The sequence below is a fragment of the Streptomyces sp. NPDC001515 genome (assembly GCF_053597115.1).
In genome coordinates, this window is record NZ_JBSFHN010000094.1 from 1 (window position 1) to 1,260 (window position 1,260).

Genomic DNA, 1,260 nt, shown 5'->3' on the forward strand with positions numbered 1-1,260 from the left:
GTGTCGGTGTCGGTGTCGCTCATGCCGTACGCGTCGACAGCCCAGGCCACATAGTTCGCCAGGCCCCCGTGGGTCACCGCGACACCCTTCGGACGCCCCGTCGAACCCGACGTATACATCACATACGCGACCGACTGAGGGTTGTTGTCCGTGGCCGGGATGTCCGCCGGTGCCGCGTCCAGCTGCATCCGCATCAGGGCACTGTCCAGGGCCACGAAACGGTTCCGGCCCGCCGGGAGATCATCCAGGATCTCCTCCGTCGTCAGCGTCAGAACCGCACCGCTGTCGGCCAGCACGAAACCGATCCGCTCCGCCGGATAATCCGGATCGATCGGCAGATACGCCGCACCGGCACGCCACGCCGCCAGGAACGCGACCACCGCGTCAACCCCACGCGGCAGACACACCCCCACCACCGACTCCGGGCCGATGCCCTGACCCACCAGGAACGCCGCCAGCCGGTCCACCCGGACATCCAGCTCCGCGAACGACACCTCCACCCCACCCGCGACCACAGCCACCGCATCAGGAGTACGCGCCACCCGCCGCGTAAACAGCTCCGGCACCGACACCGAACCGACATCCGACTCCGTGTCGTTCCACTCCACCAACACCCGACGACGCTCATCCGAACCGAGGACATCGAGGTCACTCAGATGGGTCTGCGGGTCGACGGTCAGCAGGTCCAGGACGCGGACGAACCGTTCACGCAGGGTGCGAACCGTGTTCGGGTCGAAGAGGTCGGCCGCGGCGACGACCTGGCCGCGTACGCCGGCCGGGGCACCCAGTTCGTCACGGGTCTCCGTGAGCCGGATCTCGACGTCGAACTTGGCCACGGCGGTGTCCGTGGACGTGCCGGCTCCTTCGGTTCCGGGGAGGTCGAGGACGGCGTCGGCGTTGTTCTGTAGGTCCAGCTGGACCTGGAACAACGGATGCCGGGCCATCGAACGACTCGGCGCCAGCTCCTCCACCAGCCGCTCGAACGGCACCTCCTGATGCGCCAGCGCCGAAAGACTGACCTCCCGCACCCGCCCCAGAACCTCACGGAACGTCGGGTCACCCGACAGATCCGTACGAATGACCAGAGTGTTGACGAAGAAGCCCACCAGATCGTCCAGGGCCTCGTCCGTACGGCCGGCGTTCGCCGAACCGATCGGGATGTCCCTCCCCGCACCCAGCCTCGACAGCAGCATCGCCAAAGCCGCCTGCAGGACCATGAACGACGTCACACCCTCGGCCCGCGCCACCTCGACCAGACGC

At 67.7% G+C, this 1,260-nt stretch carries 1 protein-coding gene; it reads right to left on the bottom strand.

All coding sequences use genetic code 11. The features are described from left to right. On the bottom strand, nt 1-1,260 hold a 1,260-nt coding region (locus ACWCXC_RS37465), incomplete at both ends, for an AMP-binding protein (RefSeq protein ID WP_450891824.1).